The sequence below is a fragment of the Proteus genomosp. 4 str. ATCC 51469 genome (assembly GCF_003144375.1).
In the GTDB taxonomy this organism is placed as follows: domain Bacteria; phylum Pseudomonadota; class Gammaproteobacteria; order Enterobacterales; family Enterobacteriaceae; genus Proteus.
This window is the reverse complement of sequence record NZ_PENV01000009.1, coordinates 142,754-157,660: the sequence shown is the minus strand read 5'-3', so window position 1 is coordinate 157,660 and position 14,907 is coordinate 142,754. Positions and strand designations below refer to the sequence as shown.

General features: G+C 33.5%; 14 protein-coding genes and 1 tRNA gene. 8 read left to right on the top strand and 7 right to left on the bottom strand.

Going from position 1 to position 14,907, the window contains the following annotated elements; genetic code table 11:
- Positions 1-409: 409 nt before the first annotated feature.
- Both DK866_RS10650 and rsuA read right to left on the bottom strand, forming a co-directional pair.
- Positions 410-1,594 carry a Bcr/CflA family multidrug efflux MFS transporter gene (locus DK866_RS10650; protein ID WP_109408879.1) on the bottom strand — a complete coding sequence of 395 codons (1,185 nt, stop codon included), beginning with the start codon at positions 1,592-1,594 and terminating at the stop codon, positions 410-412.
- A gap of 37 nt (positions 1,595-1,631) precedes the next feature.
- The gene (gene rsuA / locus DK866_RS10645; protein WP_109408878.1) at positions 1,632-2,336 is read right to left on the bottom strand and encodes a 16S rRNA pseudouridine(516) synthase RsuA; all 705 of its coding nucleotides are present in this window, start codon (positions 2,334-2,336) and stop codon (positions 1,632-1,634) included.
- Between the two features lie 193 nt (positions 2,337-2,529).
- On the opposite strand from rsuA, the gene DK866_RS10640 reads away from it, so the two are divergent.
- Both DK866_RS10640 and rplY read left to right on the top strand, forming a co-directional pair.
- The gene (locus DK866_RS10640; protein WP_109408877.1) at positions 2,530-4,293 is read left to right on the top strand and encodes a DEAD/DEAH box helicase; all 1,764 of its coding nucleotides are present in this window, start codon (positions 2,530-2,532) and stop codon (positions 4,291-4,293) included.
- 144 nt (positions 4,294-4,437) lie between these two features.
- Positions 4,438-4,722 carry a 50S ribosomal protein L25 gene (gene rplY / locus DK866_RS10635; protein WP_006537318.1) on the top strand — a complete coding sequence of 95 codons (285 nt, stop codon included), beginning with the start codon at positions 4,438-4,440 and terminating at the stop codon, positions 4,720-4,722.
- An 83-nt stretch (positions 4,723-4,805) separates the two neighbouring features.
- Here the strand turns inward: rplY and yejK are convergent, their stop codons facing one another.
- Positions 4,806-5,810, bottom strand: coding sequence for a nucleoid-associated protein YejK (yejK, locus tag DK866_RS10630; RefSeq protein WP_109408876.1), 1,005 nt, complete (start codon positions 5,808-5,810; stop codon positions 4,806-4,808).
- Between the two features lie 154 nt (positions 5,811-5,964).
- Between yejK and DK866_RS10625 the strand changes: the two genes are divergently transcribed.
- The 4 genes from DK866_RS10625 to DK866_RS10610 all read left to right on the top strand — a co-directional run bounded on the left by DK866_RS10625 (position 5,965) and on the right by DK866_RS10610 (position 9,309).
- The gene (locus DK866_RS10625; RefSeq protein WP_004247042.1) at positions 5,965-6,192 is read left to right on the top strand and encodes a YejL family protein; all 228 of its coding nucleotides are present in this window, start codon (positions 5,965-5,967) and stop codon (positions 6,190-6,192) included.
- Between the two features lie 26 nt (positions 6,193-6,218).
- Complete coding sequence (gene yejM / locus DK866_RS10620) at positions 6,219-7,955, top strand: LPS biosynthesis-modulating metalloenzyme YejM (RefSeq protein WP_109408875.1); 1,737 nt, start codon at positions 6,219-6,221, stop codon at positions 7,953-7,955.
- An 85-nt stretch (positions 7,956-8,040) separates the two neighbouring features.
- Positions 8,041-8,117, top strand: a tRNA-Pro gene (locus tag DK866_RS10615).
- A 610-nt stretch (positions 8,118-8,727) separates the two neighbouring features.
- Complete coding sequence (locus tag DK866_RS10610) at positions 8,728-9,309, top strand: hypothetical protein (protein ID WP_109408874.1); 582 nt, start codon at positions 8,728-8,730, stop codon at positions 9,307-9,309.
- A gap of 212 nt (positions 9,310-9,521) precedes the next feature.
- Here the strand turns inward: DK866_RS10610 and DK866_RS10605 are convergent, their stop codons facing one another.
- Together DK866_RS10605 and DK866_RS10600 are read right to left on the bottom strand one after the other, a co-directional pair.
- A complete protein-coding gene (locus tag DK866_RS10605) occupies positions 9,522-9,878 on the bottom strand; it encodes an MmcQ/YjbR family DNA-binding protein (RefSeq protein ID WP_109408873.1) in 357 nt (118 codons plus the stop codon).
- 283 nt (positions 9,879-10,161) lie between these two features.
- Positions 10,162-10,341, bottom strand: coding sequence for a hypothetical protein (locus DK866_RS10600; protein WP_109408872.1), 180 nt, complete (start codon positions 10,339-10,341; stop codon positions 10,162-10,164).
- Between the two features lie 158 nt (positions 10,342-10,499).
- Here DK866_RS10600 and DK866_RS10595 point away from each other — a divergent pair, with 158 nt between their 5' ends.
- Positions 10,500-11,018, top strand: coding sequence for a DUF1543 domain-containing protein (locus DK866_RS10595; protein WP_109408871.1), 519 nt, complete (start codon positions 10,500-10,502; stop codon positions 11,016-11,018).
- A gap of 152 nt (positions 11,019-11,170) precedes the next feature.
- Here the strand turns inward: DK866_RS10595 and DK866_RS10590 are convergent, their stop codons facing one another.
- Together DK866_RS10590 and DK866_RS10585 are read right to left on the bottom strand one after the other, a co-directional pair.
- Complete coding sequence (locus DK866_RS10590; protein ID WP_109408870.1) at positions 11,171-11,350, bottom strand: hypothetical protein; 180 nt, start codon at positions 11,348-11,350, stop codon at positions 11,171-11,173.
- A 255-nt stretch (positions 11,351-11,605) separates the two neighbouring features.
- Positions 11,606-12,541 carry a 5'-nucleotidase gene (locus DK866_RS10585; RefSeq protein ID WP_109408869.1) on the bottom strand — a complete coding sequence of 312 codons (936 nt, stop codon included), beginning with the start codon at positions 12,539-12,541 and terminating at the stop codon, positions 11,606-11,608.
- Between the two features lie 766 nt (positions 12,542-13,307).
- Between DK866_RS10585 and DK866_RS10580 the strand changes: the two genes are divergently transcribed.
- Positions 13,308-14,732 carry an SMI1/KNR4 family protein gene (locus tag DK866_RS10580; protein WP_109408868.1) on the top strand — a complete coding sequence of 475 codons (1,425 nt, stop codon included), beginning with the start codon at positions 13,308-13,310 and terminating at the stop codon, positions 14,730-14,732.
- The last annotated feature ends 175 nt before the right edge of the window (positions 14,733-14,907 follow it).

Here is a 14,907-nt window from a genome sequence, read left to right as displayed (position 1 = left end):
CAATTATTTTACAAAAAAAGCGAAGAGACGTATCAAACCATTTATTTAGCTTAGCGTTTGTACGTATTCATTTCTACGATGATTAATCTCTTCAATTATTCTTTCATTTTTTTAACATTTTATCAACCATATAAAATAATTGTATAAAATATTACGCATTCAAGTAAAACAATTCATCAATTTTTATCACTATGTTTCATACCAACAAAACAATAATAGATGATTATTAAAATAAATTTTACTTAATTTAACAAAACAACAACATTGAGTATTGATTCAAATCAAAAAAGCACACTAATTTGAAACGATTCATGAAGTACAGTAGAGGAAAATGCGGTCTGTTCAGGGGAAGTAAAGGAGAAAAAGGAGAAGCACGCTATAAATTTCTCTTATTTATAGCGTGATATTCTTATTTGTAACGGCGCGCAAGTAAAATAAAGCCCATAGCAAATAGCACACAAAAAGCCATAGCACTTACCATTGGCCATTCTGATTTTGCTGGGAACATAGCAATAGCCGTTCCAACTAAAGCTCCAACACCAAAGCGTACAGTTCCTGCCAAAGAAGAAACCGTTCCTGCCATATGTGGATAATCATCAAGAATAACAGCCATGGCGTTTGATGTGATCATTGCAATACCACCAACATACATCGCTACTCCCACAACGAGATAATAGAAATGTAAATTAAGGGCAACAACTAATAATAGAAAGATCCCCATAATACATTGAATGGTTAGCCCTAAACGCAACATCTTCAACGCACCAAATCGGCGAACATATCGCCCATTTATGCTTGTCATGACAATTAAAAAGATAATATTAAAACCAAAGTACAAGCCAAATTGATCGAATGGAATACCGTGTAATTCGATATAAACAAAAGGCCCTGCACTCAGAAATGAGAACATACCGGCAAAAGAAAAACCTGACGCCAGAATATAACAAAGAACACGACGAGTTCTAAACAAACTAATAAATTGGCTAAATGTTACTCTTAAGCTAAAGCGCTGACGGCGCTCTTTGGGTAAGGTTTCAGGAATATAAAATGCAATTAATGCACCCGCAATTACTGCGGCTATCGCAATACTCCAAAAAATAGCATGCCATGAAAACCAATTCATCACCCAAGCACCTAGTAATGGTGCTAATAAAGGTGCAATCGTCATCACCAATGCAACGAAAGACATACTTCTAGAGAAATCATCTCTAGAGAACATATCTCTCATTAATGCATTAATAACCACACTCGCAGCAGCTGCCGCAAAGCCATGGAGAAAACGCATACCAATTAGCATATCAATAGATTCAGATAATGCACATGCACTAGAGGCAAAAGCAAAAACAATCACACCGCCCAAAATGACAGGCTTACGTCCCAAACTATCCGCCATAGGACCATAAACGAGTTGCCCAATAGCAAAACCAAAAATATAGATACTTAATGTCATTTGCACTTTACCGCTAGGCACACCAAAATCTTGTGCAATAGTAGGTAAGCTTGGCAAATACATATCTATAGCCAATGGCATAAGCATGGAAATAAGTCCCAATATTAAAATGAGACTAAGGTACGACGAACGTTGCTGTTGCACGCAGATAAACTCCCAAAGACGACAGGACAGATAATAATTATTGAGGTAAGTGAATGCTGTTGATCTCTTCTTCTGTTAATGGACGATATTCGCCCTCAGCTAAAGTTTCATCTAATGTAATATCCCCAATACGCTCACGATGTAATGCGCTGACATGATTACCCACAGCAGCAAACATACGTTTTACTTGATGATATTTACCTTCACTAATTGTGAGTTTCACTTCTGTAGGTGTAATAATTTCTAATTTAGCGGGTTTAGTCAGATCTTTTTCGCCATTCAGTTGCACACCTTTTTGGAACTGTTCAGCAACACCTTCAGCAATTGGCTCTTCCAGTGTGACATGATATGTTTTTTCGCAATGATGTTTTGGCGCTGTAATACGATGTGACCACTGACCATTATCAGTCAATAATACAAGCCCCGTTGTATCAATATCTAAACGTCCAGCGGCATGTAACTTATATGCCAGAGGCTCATCAATAAAATAAAGGATAGTTGGATTAACTGGATCATCTGTTGAACACACATAGCCAATAGGCTTATTCAACATAAAATAACGAGGCCCTAAAATCTGGGTTAACACATTGCCGTTATAAGCCACTTCTTGTTCTGGTGCTATTTTGGTGGAACCGCTTTTTACCATTTCACCGTCAATTGTTACAAGCCCTGCTCTTAACTCACGAAGTATCAAGCTACGGCTAATCCCCAATTGCTGGGATAAAAATTTATCTAATCGCATGAATTTCTCTGAAAAATGGATGAATACCATCTGATATGAGGTATCTATTAAAAATGAATATTAACAATAAAACAACTAATTAATTTATAAATAAACTATTACATCCTTTACTTATCAAACACCACTTACCTTATTCGCGCTATCTATAAAAAAATGCTACGCTGACGCCCTGTTTGATTTCTTATGTAGAGTTATGGCATTTACACTCAGACCTTATCAACTTGACGCCGTTAACGCGACAATCTCTTATTTTCGTCAACACAATACACCCGCGGTGATAGTCTTACCCACCGGTGCAGGAAAAAGTTTAGTTATCGCAGAACTTGCTAAAAGAGCGCGAGGACGTGTCTTAGTCTTGGCACACGTAAAAGAATTAGTCGAACAGAACCATAACAAATATGAAGCTTATGGTCTATCCGCGGATATTTATGCCGCAGGCTTACAACAAAAAGAGAGTAGCGGAAAAGTTGTTTTTGGTAGTGTGCAATCTGTTGCACGTAATTTATCACAATTTAATGATACATTTTCGCTTCTTATAATCGATGAATGTCATCGTATTAGTTTGTCTAAAGATAGCCAATATCAACAAGTTATTAAACAATTACAATCCATTAATCCCAAATTACGGATCTTGGGATTAACTGCAACACCTTATCGTTTACCTACGGGTTGGATTTATCAATATCATTATCACGGAATGATTAGAGGTGATGAAGAGTGTTTTTTCCGTGATTGTATTTATGAATTGCCTTTACGTTATATGATAAGCAATCATTTTCTAGTACCCCCAACTCGATTAGATATGCCTATTTTGCAATATGACTTTAGCCAAGTCCGAACAAGTCAAAATGGAATATTTAATGAAGAAGATCTTAATCGTGAAATAAAAAGACAAAAACGTATTACTCCCCATATTGTTTCACAGATTATTGAATATGCAGAAAACTGCCGTGGTGTCATGATATTTGCAGCCACCGTTGAACATGCAAAAGAAATTCTTTCTCTTTTGCCTCAAGATGAAGCGGCATTAGTAAGTGCGGATACGCCTTCTCATGAACGAGATACGCTAATTTCACGTTTTAAACAGCAACAGTTACGTTATATGGTCAATGTTGCTGTGCTAACAACAGGCTTTGATGCACCTCATGTTGATTTAATCGCCATTTTACGCCCAACAGAATCAGTCAGCTTATATCAACAAATTGTAGGACGTGGATTAAGATTATTTGCAGGAAAAACCGAATGTCTGATTTTAGATTATGCGGGTAATCCTCATGATCTTTATCTTCCTGAAGTTGGCACTAAAAAACCCAACCCTAATAGCAAACCTGTGCAAGTATTCTGCCCTGTTTGCCAATTTGCTAATACTTTTTGGGGAATAGTCGATGCTGATGGCGATATTATTGAACATTATGGTCGACGCTGCCAAGGCTGGGAACTCAATGAACATGGACAAAAACAGCAGTGTGAATTCCGCTTTCGCTTTAAATTATGCCCTCATTGTAATGAAGAAAATGATATTGCAGCACGTCGTTGTGTTCACTGTGATGAAATATTAGTTGATCCTGATGATATGCTTAAAGCCGCATTAAAGCTAAAAGGAGCACTTGTTTTGCGCTGTGGTGGCATGCAATTTCAATCTGGGAATGATGCTAAAGGAGAATGGTTAGACATCAATTATTATGATGAAGAAGGCACCTCAGTATCAGAGCGTTTTCGCTTAACCACCCCTGCACAACGTAAAGTATTTGAGTTGAAGTTTCTGCGTGAACACCAGAGAGCACCCGGCGTTCCTTTTATTTGGCATAATGCTAATGATATTATTAAGCAGTTCGATTTATTACGTCATCCTGATTTTATTGTCGCTCATAAAGGTAAAAAAGAGCATTTTTGGAAGATAAGAAATAAGATTTTTGACTATACCGGGCGCTATCGAAAAGCAGATACCTTGTATTAATCTGGATTTATATTTGCTGTTAGTGGACTTTTTCGTTAAAATGCGCCCCGCTTTATCTATTTTTAGATAAACCAAATCTCGAGCTTGTTGCTGGGTCGCCTGTAACAAGTATGTATTTTCTTTCTTTTTCATAAGAGAAAAAAGATGTTAACTATTAATGCAACTGTACGTAAAGAGCAGGGTAAGGGTGCGAGCCGCCGCCTGCGTGTGGCTAACCGTTTTCCTGCTATCGTTTATGGCGGAAATGAAGAGCCAATCGCTATCGATTTAGATCACAACGAAGTGATCAACCAAGAACACAAATCTGAATTCTATTCTGATTTCGTTAACCTGGTAATCGATGGTAAAGAAACTAAAGTTAAAGTTAAAGCAGTGCAACGTCACGAGTATAAGCCAAAAATTACTCATATTGACTTCCTGCGCGCTTAATAAGCCACCCTTCGAGCTTTATTTTTCGGGACGCCGAGCATGTAACGCCACTTAATGTGGCGTTATTTGTTTCTACTAGGTAATTATTTTTCTGATGCTCTACGCTGTAATTGATCACGTAAATTAGGTGGAGTACCTTTGATCGTGAGTGTATCTGTTGCAGGATCCCAGAATATTCTTTCACCCAATAATTTCGCATCAAAATTAACAGTTAATCCACCGCCACTACCAGAATATTTCATTAATTGACGTAAGGTACTGCGATCAGCTGGAAAAGTATCAGCTAATTCATAGCCCTTCTCTTCGGTAAATTGAACAAAGTTTTGATCACCCAAAGATGGTAACTCTTCAGCAAGCTCAGTTAAGGCAATTTCTTCACCAGATTGTAATTGCTCATTACAGTAGCTATATACTTGTTCGCGACAAGTCTGACGTGCTTGCTTGTCCATTTCGGAAGCTTCACAAAAGTCATCAACAGCTTGTAATAAACCTTTGTTTTGAACTTTAGCGTTTAAACCTTCTTGAGCACCTAAAAAGTCCATAAAAAAGTCAGAGACTTTGCGTCCTACCCGACCTTTTAAGAAAGTTAAATAGCGCAGAGAGTCTGGAGCCGTTTCCCATTCAGTTAAATCAATACGAGCAATAATATCTGCATGAGGAATATCTAGATAGCGTGTTGATGAAACATCAAGACTGTCATTCACCCACATGCTATTGCAACTACTCAATACAGCAATTAAAAGATAATCCACCGCCAAATAACGATAATGACAAAAGAGAACGGTTCCCCCTTCTGCAAAGGGGTATTTTGCTAATTCATCTTTTAATCTCACAGTGGCTGCACGCGAAAAACCTAAAAAGTTTTCTTCACCTTTGCGCTGTAAACGTAATGCTTGCGCTAATTCACTTTCTTCATTAAACAGACCATAAGCTTTATTTTTTGCACTGTAGACACGATGCAACTCTTCAATCATTTCCTGAACAACAGGTTCAATCTCTAATACTGAATCGCGTAACACAACTTCTAATGTCTGCTCATCTCGCTTGATAAGCTGATGTAAGACTAACTGACTAATATCTAGACTCATGGTCGTCCTCTTTATTCCTTCACTTTCTCATGCGCGTATTCAAACACTCCCCACTTTCAGTATCAAGGGAAAATTAATTAATTTAATAGCGGAAAAAGACCCAACAATACGGTAATATATAGCGTTTTATTCATTTAGTAGGAATTCTGATTTTATGCCACAAAAATCCCGTTATAGTGATGAACAAGTTGAGCAGTTATTAGCAGAACTTGTCAGCGTTCTTGAAAAACATCATACTCCTACAGATCTTTCTTTGATGGTGTTGGGGAACATGGTGACAAACTTAATTAATACAAGTATTGCCCCTGCTCAACGGATGCTGATTGCTGATTCTTTTGTTCACGCATTGCGTGCTTCAATTGATGAAGGCAATATTCACTAATAAACATAGAAAAATTATTTATAGACATGGTAACGAGACCTCAGTCCTATCGTGAAAAAGTATCCCAAATGATCAGTTGGGGTCACTGGTTTGCGCTATTTAATATTATTCTAAGCTTATTGCTCGGAAGCCGTTACCTGTTTATTTCAGATTGGCCTGGAACTTTCGCGGGTCGCTTTTACGCAATTGTAAGTTGGATGGGACACTTTAGTTTTATTGTTTTTGCTATCTATATTCTTGTCCTTTTTCCACTTACCTTTGTAGTCGTATCTCAACGGCTACTTAGAGTGATCTCTTGTGCTCTCGCCAGTGCTGGACTCACAATCCTTATCTTTGATATGGCTGTTTACCAACAATTTCAGCTTCATCTGACTCAACTTGTTTGGGATCTAGTCATTAATCCAGATGAAGGTGAAATGGCTCGTGAATGGCAACTTATTTTTATTGGCATTCCTATTATCTTTCTTATTGAGATGCTTTTTGCAACATGGAGTTGGCAAAAATTACGCAGTTTAAACCGTCAGCGATGGGGTAAACCATTAGCTGGTGTTTTTATTACTTGTTTTGTCTTATCTCACTCTATGTCAATTTGGGCTGATGCTAATTTTTATCGTCCGATTACAATGCAACGTGCCAATTTGCCATTATCCTACCCGATGACTGCACGTAAGTTCCTTGAGCGCCATGGTTTTATTAATCAATCAGAATATGAACAACGAGTGATCAGTGAAGGTAACCCAGCCGCACAAGGTATTACCTACCCTCTTGCACCATTGATTTACTCAAAAGAAACATATTCTTATAATCTATTAGTTATCGTTGTTGATGGTTTAGGTAATGAGGAAGTTCCTGAATTACCAAGCTTGCAAGAGTTTGCACAACATAATCTCAATTTTACCCATCATTATTCATCAGGTATTGATAATGATACGGCATTGTTTGGTTTATTTTATGGTATCTCACCTTCTTATTTAGATAGTGTATTGAGTAGCAGAAAAAACTCCGCACTATTTGATGCCTTAAGTTATCGAAACTATCAATTAGCAATGTTCTCAACAAATGGTTTTCAGACACCATTGTTTAAACAAGCTGTGCTATCAGATTTTTCTATTCCAACATCACGCAGTGGTAATAACGATGCCACCATTGATAGCTGGCGCAATTGGCTAATAAAAAACAACCAAACAACACCTTGGTTCTCTTTCTTGCAAATTGATGGTCACACCAATAAAACGTCTCAACGTATGACATTAAATCAACAATTAGAGCGCGTTTTTAATACATTGCAAGAAACCAAAGTACTCGATAATACTGTTGTGGTTGTCACTTCTAGCTATCATCAAGACAGTGATAAAAAGCAAAACAACCAATGGCTTTCTGATAAAACCACCTTTAACTTAAGCCAATCACAAGTACCTCTAATGGTACACTGGCCAAACATGAAACCACAGTCGATTGATAAAATGACTAGCCATCAAGATATCATGACAACCTTAATGCAACATGTTTTACGTGTGATTAGCCCTGCGGATAACTATTCACAAGGTGAGGATTTATTTGCAAGCACTCGTAATCATCCATGGATTTTCACCGGTGATGACGAAGCATTTGTGGTCTTTTTACAAGATAATACGTTGTTAATAGACAAACATGGCCGATATGCTTTATTTGATAAATCAGGAAAAGAAATTAGCTCAGCAAAACCTGACTTAAAATTATTATTACAAGTTCTTGCCGAACAAAAACGCTTTATCGAACGCTAGTACAATTAGTGATGTATAAAATTACGTCACTTAATTAGCAAAGGGTTGCTTTAGCAGTCAAAAACAGTAATATACAGGGCACAAACGGCATGTAGCGCAGCCTGGTAGCGCACCGTCATGGGGTGTCGGGGGTCGTAGGTTCAAATCCTATCATGCCGACCAAAATTCTTTAGAAAAACCAACCGCTTATGGTTGGTTTTTTTATGTCTGAAATTTGCTTGGTGTAAAACTGGTGTAAAACCCCCATCAGATTTACCCTAGTTAAAGCTCAATTCTCGCCCTGTTTCTATGCTATAATTTCGCTTAAATCATTAACTAAATTTATGTAATAAAGATTTTGCTGGCAAACTAAAAAAATGAAATTAAATGGCCGATATGATTATTTAAGAGAAAAAACCAGAAACACTTGATGCGTAATATAAAAAGCTTTTATTGGTTAAAGAAGTAATATCTTTTTTATTGTGCTAATCAAACCATAAGCTCCATAAAATAATACAGGCAATAATATGAAAAAATAATCTGCATACTTAGCGTTATCACATTAAGTATATTTTTGAATGGTCGTATATTCTTCTCGTTGGATAAATCAAATACGGCCTCATATAAAATAAACCCGCTTAGTTAGCAAAAATCACTTCACTGTATCGAAGATCTAATAAAACTAAATGCGGTAAATAATAATACTCAATGTAACCGACTAAGTGATATAATCACTCAGCTATCATTAACGATATCTAATTGATATCCTGTTGTTTTTATAATGGATAGAAATATGAATAACAAAAAAGAAAACAAAAAGTTGTTAACATTTATATCTCCATTATTATCTTTGACGATATCACTCTATCTGAGCATATCTACATTTGGCTATAATAATATTATTTGGCTAGTTATTTCTTCTGTTATTTTTTTTATCGGTATTGTTGTATTTGTATCTTCTTTAGAAGTTTCTATAAAAATTATTTATTTTAAACAACTATCTTTTTTATATACTAATAAATTTGTTATTTTGATCTTTACTTCAATGAGTTTTATAGCAACCGCCATAGTGTTGACAATTATATTCCATGAAGAAAATGTACCTTATAATTTTTTTAATAGTGTAGAATTTGTTGCTTTTCTTATTGCTTATTTTTCTTTTCTCTTAATATCTATTTTTGTTTCTTACGTATATTGTATGATTAATAATAACAAAAAATTCTTTTTACTTTCTCTGTTTTTGTTATTGATAATGTTGAATATTAAAAAAAATGATATTAATTTTTTAATATTTAATTCACTTATTTTCTTTATTATATTCTTGGGGGCAGTAGCTATTATTATGATAAGAAAGGCTTTTTCTAATCATGATTAAATCATGATTCTCCAACAAGCTATCATTATATACTCACCGATTTTTACATTCTCAGAAGCTTGCTCAGATAGAAAATGTAAGCACATTTGAAATAACTAACGTTAGATGAAAATCAGAAAAGAGGTATATGATAGAAGATATGACAATAGCTTAACTCATATTGTTAGAAAGTGTTTAAAAGTTGAGTAAGCTATATTAATAAAATTATTAATTTATTGTGTTAAATTATAGCTTTCAGCAATCAAAGATTTTAACTCGCTATCATCAAATTCAGATGAGAGGCTAATAGAAACCCAATGCTCTTTATTCATATGGTAAGCTGGATACACTCCTTTTTTCAATCGTAATGATCCCGTTAAATTTGGCATAACTTTTAAATTTATGATATCGACTATATCGCTACTACCATTATCAAATAATTTGCTTTCTAGAACATCCATTATAGCTGCGAACCACTTCGAATTACTATTATGCCTAAAAACTATATAATTAGGATATTTAATCCATAAATACTCAGGCTCTACATTATAGTTTTCTTTAATATAATTAATTAATTCTTTTCTATTCATTACAGCCTCATCTCATAGATTATCTGAATATAAATATAGCTCCGTATGCCTTAAGATCCCATTACTTTTTTTCTTTTTTATCGCTCATCTACCCTATACTCTCTTTTATTTTTACTATTTTTATAGAATTATTATTCAATACCCTCAATTACAATAATAATGCATACCTTACTTTTATACAGGAAATTTGAAAAAACTTCTGATTAATATTGCCATATTTTATATTTTTGTATATAAAAAGGCCACTTAGGTGGCCCAAGAAGTAATCATTTATTTTAACAGATTAAAAATTTCCTTTACTACGTTGTTGCTCAATATAAATATTCTGATTAGTTTTAATACTATTTAATGTGCTATCAGAATATGGATCTTCTTTATGACTTTTACTTTCTTGAGATTCTATTGCTCCCGTTGATGAACAAGCAGAAATAAAAAAAACACTCAAAAGCATAAGTAATCTCATATCTACCCCAAATAATATTTTAAATTAATAGCAAATGCTTAGAGTAAAAATGAATAATTTAGTTCATAAAATCAATCATCTTCATTTTTTACACTTGCTCTCAACATGGTTATATAATAAATTACATATCGATAAAAACACAAAAAATGGAAGCAATAATGAAATTGTTTATGTTTTATGTTGGTGGCAATGCGGGTAAGTCAAATATCGAAGTTCACGATATTCAATTTGTTGCAGCAGAAAAGCCTATAGATGCTTGGCCTGCATTAAGAGATGCATGGTTTGGTGACAAAGATAAAGTACATATTGATGGTTATACTGAAATCACTTGGGTTGATGGATTTGATATTAGCCTCAGTCTTAGCAATAAGACTAGCAACAATAACAATAAGTTATACTTTGTTAATGTAGGTGGTTATCATCCATCAAGCCTAGCTGAACTACACGAATTTGATTTATTTGTTGCACAATCAGCAAATGAGGCTAAAGAAAAAGCCATCACAACGCTTTTAGTCGATAGCCAGCAACAACATAAAGATAATTTAAAAGATGTTGATGATTGCATTTTATTAAGCAAAATCGGTGATTACTACATTCACCTAATACCAAATAATTCAGGTGAACATTTCAAACCTTTATGGCAAGGTTATCAACCGATTGGTATTGAGAAAAGTTAATAATGATTTTTACTGCGCTACAAATTTTGAGCGTAGTAATTTTCTCGAATTATGCAATCATCAACTCATTTTTAAATATCAATTAACCACATATTAAATAATATTGATATTTTTATTTAAAATGACTTTATATTAATTGCTTATTACTTTTATTATTTAAAATTCATTAACTTTTTAAAATAAAACCCTTTTTTAGTTTTGGGGAATTTATTTCCATTATATATTTTTCGTTCATAATCTCGGCCCGCATAGCGATTATCACCATAAAATTGACCATATAATGCAGTTTTAGGGCATACATCATCAGAAAAAAATCTATGATTATTATCCATTTCAATTTTCCTTATTTAAATTAGTTAGATACCTCTTAATATAAAATATCTATAAATCGTTATTAATTTATAATATATATAAATCATCCAACACCATACTACTTCTATAAAAATAGATCCAATTTTACACTTATTTTTATTTAGAAAAAATAAATAAAACAATATAAATAGAATATTTCAAATAAAGGCCACATTAGACAAAATAAAAAAATAGGGTATGATATAAATATCACACACCTTTTTTACTATAATAAATTATTTATTATCTATCTCTTTGTTCGCTATCCCAAATGGGATATGTACAGAAGGAAGCTCAGACGAGGATTTTAAATGTAATTTTTGATCATCAAAGAATATATGTGGTTTTAAAATCTTTAACACATTCGCCTTCTCTACTCCTCCCATAAAAAAGGCTTCATTAACAGAAATTCCCCACGCTCTCATGGTATTAATAACTCGCTTATGAGACGGCGCATTTCGTGCAGTAACAATGGAAATCTTAAGTAATGGAACATAACTAGGATCTTGCTTTACTTTTTCTAATTCTAGTTTTTGAATATCTGAAATACGCAGTAGAAATTTCTTTAACGGCCCTGGGTTATGAGGAGTATCAACCATTTTGGCTTCATGAAGATGAAATTGTGATAATTCTCCCGAAGTTTTGTAAATAACCTCGGCTTCATCATCAGCGATAACGCCATCAAAGTCGAAAGCAATTCTTAATTCATCTGCATTATCATCATTAATATGACCTGCTAATATTTGTCCTGCGGGATAATTAGCTTTAATTGCTTGTATAACATCATCATGATCTGCTGATAAAAATAATTCAATATCAAAGGCTGGAATATAAATATGAGGTGATTTTCCTTGAAGAAACACAGCCCTGGTGATCCCTAGCTCATAATGTTCAATAGAATTCATCACTCTTAATCCTGTATCAGGATCATTTCTAGATAATAAAATGACTTCAACCAAGGGATCATCAATCCTGATATTATTTAGTTTTAAAAGTCGGCTAATAAACGGAAATGCAACACCTTTATTTAATGGAATATCTTGCATTTCTCGCTGATATTTTCGATAAGACTCCTCACCTTCAGTACGAAATATATTATCTGACTCTTCTAAATCAAATAGCGCACTAGAAGATAGCCCTATGACTAATCTTTTTGTTAAATCATATGCCATAGCGTCAATTCCTTATTAGAGCTTTTTATTATTTATACTATCATTTTTTAATAGCCCTGAGATAAGAAAATCTGCACATAAAGTATGAATATGGCAATGTCACAATCTTACCAAGAATTTATTCTCTCCCCAAATATACAAATGATATTGATTATCATTTGCATTTAAGTATTATCACTATTATGCTAGTGGTTATTACAAGTAAGGAGAAGACTCATGGTTAAAAAAACAATACATTTACGATCTCGACACGCTAAGGATTTAATCAATAAAATAAAAAAAATGAAAAGCATTGAAAATGCGATAAATACCAAGTCAGAAAAAAGTGATCTCATTGTTATAATTGACAAATTACCAACTTTAGTTTCTATCAACTAAATTATTTTGTTGGTTTTTTAGTGTGAATAAATAGTGACCATAATCTTATTGGGGTTGACATATTAAATGATAATGATTATCTTTTAGCTTGTGAATAGTTGAGTATTTTACTTGGTTTTTCACAACGACATTGCTCACATTGCTTCTAGTATTTATTGACCAACTCTCCTAGCGTTGGTCTTTTTTTATCTATCGTATATTTATTCTTATTACACAATAAATAAAGAAAGCTATTACCTAAAAATACTATTTTCTTATTAAAGATAAAATAGTTTATAGTGTAACTTCAGTAAGAAAATCATTTTATATTTGGTTTTCTATCTATCATAACGGATTGTTAAATAAACATTTTAAATTTAAACCATATCATCAATAGGGACTTTAACTTATGGGTTTTATTTCATCTCTCTTTGAAAAAGAGAACAAATTGACACCGTTACAGCAATGGGAACAAATAAATAAGAAATATGCAGATAATCCTATTGAGCGTATCCGTGAAAAATTAATACTTGTTGCGATTGTTGATCACGAGCACAAAGAATTTGGCGCTAATAGCCATAACTATCAATTAAACCCACCACTCTCTATAGAAAAAGCTGATCAGTTACAAAAAAAATCTGGATGTAAATTTCCACAAGACTATATCAACTTTATCACTCGAATTGGTCATGGTGGTACAGGTTCTTATGGTGGCGCAGGCCCTTATTATGGGCTCTACGCTTTTGATGACGCGATAGCTAGACATGATATAAAAAACTATGCACGACCCTGCTTACTTAGCCCTAATATGGATATTGAGGAATGGAAAGCATTATGTCATGTACCTGATGATTGTAGTGATGAAGAATTTGATAATATTTACGATAGACTCCACCAAGGTACACTCTATTTAGGAACCTGTGGTTGTGAATACGATCTTTTATTAGTGCTGAATGGTGATTATAAAGGTCATATTTTATATACATCTGATTGGGTAAATTCAGATACTCCCTACACATTTTCTTATGAGACATCATTTACACAATGGTATGAACGTTGGTTAGATGAAGTTATTTTAGGCTATGACACAAGTTGGTTTGGTCATCGTATGGGAGGTAATGAAGAAATTTTACTTTGTCTTGCCAATGATAATGATGATATTATTAAAAAAGTCAATGCTATCAATTCATTAACAAAACTACCTGAATTATCAAATAGGAGTTTGTATTTTTTAGAGCAGCAACTACGAGCCGAAAGTATTGAGTTATATAAAGTATCTTTAAATGTCTTAGCAACCTATTTTAAAAAACACGCTTTACCTCATATTCAACGAGCACTAATTGCTCCATATGATGAAAAAACAGATATTGCTATTTCTATTATTTACTTCAAGTATAAAGACCAGTATGCACAGTTTAAAGAAAGTCTTATTTCTATTCTTAAAGTAACCAATCACGAAGATACATTGCGTTTTATCGGCTACATTTTAACAGAACTAAATACTATTTTTGTTGAGGACTTTCAACCTTTCTTTACTCATCAAAATGTAGAAATCATAAGAAGTGCTATTTATGCAGCCTCTCATGATGCTAATTTAAAACATAAAATTTCAGCATTTTTTGAACTAACTATCTCTGATAACGCAGAAATAAGCTTAAGCGCAATTCAGGCATTATCTAGTTCAAATTATATCAATAGTGAGCTATTGGATTATTTAAAAAAAGCTTGGAAAATGTACCCTGAAGAAAAAAATCCTTATATTCGTAATAATATCTCTTCTTATATCGCAAAGGTATATCCATCAAACAATATGATTGATGTAAAACAATGGTAGTTAATGGATAGACACCCTATTATCTTCTTGTATCTATTTTAATCAGGCAATAATCAATTATTGTCATTGCCTGATTTTTACCCAAGATAATTATAAATACGTATTTTTTGTTGTTCTAAAAATTAAGAAATTTATCAATACTCTCAGATAAATGTATATAAATTTTATTGTTAAA